3 protein-coding genes are annotated in these 2,146 nt (G+C 63.9%); 1 reads left to right on the forward strand and 2 read right to left on the reverse strand.

Translation table 11 applies throughout. The annotated features are described in order from the left end of the window. Window positions 1-512: 512 nt before the first annotated feature. Window positions 513-773 carry a helix-turn-helix transcriptional regulator gene (locus tag ASG59_RS19940; protein ID WP_082494695.1) on the reverse strand — a complete coding sequence of 87 codons (261 nt, stop codon included), beginning with the start codon at window positions 771-773 and terminating at the stop codon, window positions 513-515. After that, window positions 665-964, reverse strand: coding sequence for a hypothetical protein (locus ASG59_RS20795; protein ID WP_162240609.1), 300 nt, complete (start codon window positions 962-964; stop codon window positions 665-667). The genes ASG59_RS19940 and ASG59_RS20795 overlap by 109 nt, the downstream gene beginning before the upstream one ends. Here ASG59_RS20795 and ASG59_RS11460 point away from each other — a divergent pair. Then, window positions 902-2,146, forward strand: a 1,245-nt coding sequence (locus ASG59_RS11460; protein WP_056408961.1) for an MBL fold metallo-hydrolase, incomplete at its 3' end; no start/stop codon positions are given. The genes ASG59_RS20795 and ASG59_RS11460 overlap by 63 nt on opposite strands.

Genomic DNA, 2,146 nt, shown 5'->3' on the forward strand with positions numbered 1-2,146 from the left:
CCCGCTTCGCCGGGCTGATCAGGGGCGCCCCGCCATACCCATCCGGGGGGTCAAAGTTCGACGCCGATCCAGGGTCAATGTTCAACGCTGTTTGACAACCATCAGCGCAACGGTCCTTGTTGAAGACGCGAAACGGAAGGCATTCGGCGTCATGACTCTTGTGCCGACTAGGCCGAGAGGCGAGGTCGTGCCCCTAACTACCACTACCCAGCCTAAAGTACGGCCAACACTACACTTTTCGCCGTGAAGAGAACGTCGCGAAGCAGTCGCACGGGTCTTGAAAACCGCCGTGGGGGCAACTCCACCGTGGGTTCGAATCCCACCCCTTCCGCCAAATGTACCTGTAAGTTCTTGATTTAGTTAATAAAATTTGACCGTCTCTTACATGGCCCCAATGGTGGCCCCAATAACGATCACGAACATAAGCGGACATCGACGGGCTTCCACGGTCGAACCCTGCATCTCGTCTCGCATCCTCCGCAAGTCGCTAAAGCTCAGGCTTTTCCCGGCAATCAATCTCGACGGCGTCCCGGTCTGAGGGGCAGCGGAGGCTGATCACCTTCGGCTGGACGCACCAGAAACTCGGCCACGTCGACCCGTAGGGCAACAGCAAGGCGATCTAATACGTCGATCGTGGGATTGAAGCTGCGCCGCTCAATCCCACTCACGTAGCCGCGGTCCACGCCAGCATCGACGGCAAGCGCTTCCTGAGAAAGCCCCCGTTCAACCCGCAATCGTCGCAGATGCCACGCCACGCGGGCTCGTCCGTCCATGGTTCGGACGCGACCAGCTTGCCCAGGCTGAAACCATCGAATATGTTCGACACAATTGCCGTGAGACGCTGACTTGAGACGGTTATCCCCGTCACGCCATCAGTGCGGTGTATGGGGACTTCATTTCGATGCGGGTGCGCATCCATCGCGGCGCGCACGAGATCGGCGGCAGTTGCGTCGAGCTGGAGCACGAAGGTTCCCGCCTTCTACTGGACTTCGGCCTACCACTGGACGGGGACCCTGAGGACACGAGCCGCCACCCGGTGATCGATGGTCTAACCGGCGGCGCAGATCTGCTCGCTCTCGTACTCAGCCACGGCCACCGCGACCACATCGGCCTCAGTCACCTCGCCGGGCCGGACCTGCCGGTGGCGCTCGGCGCTGCCACCCTTCGTATTCTGCAGGCGGCATTCGCCTTCGTCCCCGATTGCCACGTGCCCACCAACACCATCACGTTTACAGACCGCCAGCCGCTCACCTTCATACCGTTCACGGTTACCCCCATCCTCGTCGACCACTCGGCCTACGATGCCTACGCCCTGCTGGTGGAGGCAGGCGGACAGCGCCTGCTGTACTCGGGCGACCTACGCGGGCACGGGCGCAAGGGCGCGCTGTTCGAGCGACTGCTGCGCGAGCCGCCGCAAGACATCGACACCCTGCTGATGGAAGGCTCAAGCCTCGGCCGGCTCGACGACAACCGCACCTTCCCGACCGAGGTAGAGATCGAGGACCGCTTCGTCGACTTGTTCGAGGACACCGTGGGACTCGCCCTGGTCGCGGCCTCGGCCCAGAACATCGATCGCGTGGTCTCACTCTACCGTGCCTGCAAGCGTGCCGGCCGGACCCTCGTCATCGACCTCTACGCCGCCGAGGTCCTGGCTGCGACCGGCAATCCGCGCATCCCACAATCCGACTGGCCGAACGTCGCCGTCTTCGTGCCCCACCACCAGCGCGTCCGCATCAAGAGGACCAACCGGTTCGACCTAATCGAACGGCACGGCAGGAACCGCATCTACGCGGAGGACCTCGCCACCCTGGCACCGCGGGCCGCCCTTCTGTTCCGCCACTCGCTGCTGCCCGACCTCGACCGGGCCGGGTGCCTCACCGACGCACGCGCGATCTGGTCACAGTGGGACGGCTACCTGCGCCAGCCGCGAGGGCAGGCACTCGCGGCTGACCTAGCCGCCCGTGCCATCCCACTCACTCACGCCCACACCTCGGGGCACGCAAGCATCCCGGACCTCAGACGCCTCGTCGAGGCGATCGGCCCGCGCCGGCTCGTACCCATTCACACCTTCGCACCCGAGCAGTTCCCGGCGCTGTTCGGACCAAGCGTGCGCATCGAACAGGACGGGACTTGGTGGGAGTGTGCA

This window comes from Methylobacterium sp. Leaf466, from assembly GCF_001425565.1.
Classification (GTDB): domain Bacteria; phylum Pseudomonadota; class Alphaproteobacteria; order Rhizobiales; family Beijerinckiaceae; genus Methylobacterium.

Excerpts from the sequence above, each read along its gene's own strand:
- ASG59_RS19940 (WP_082494695.1), bottom strand. The coding sequence starts at position 773 with ATGGACGGACGAGCCCGCGTGGCGTGGCATCTGCGACGATTGCGGGTT.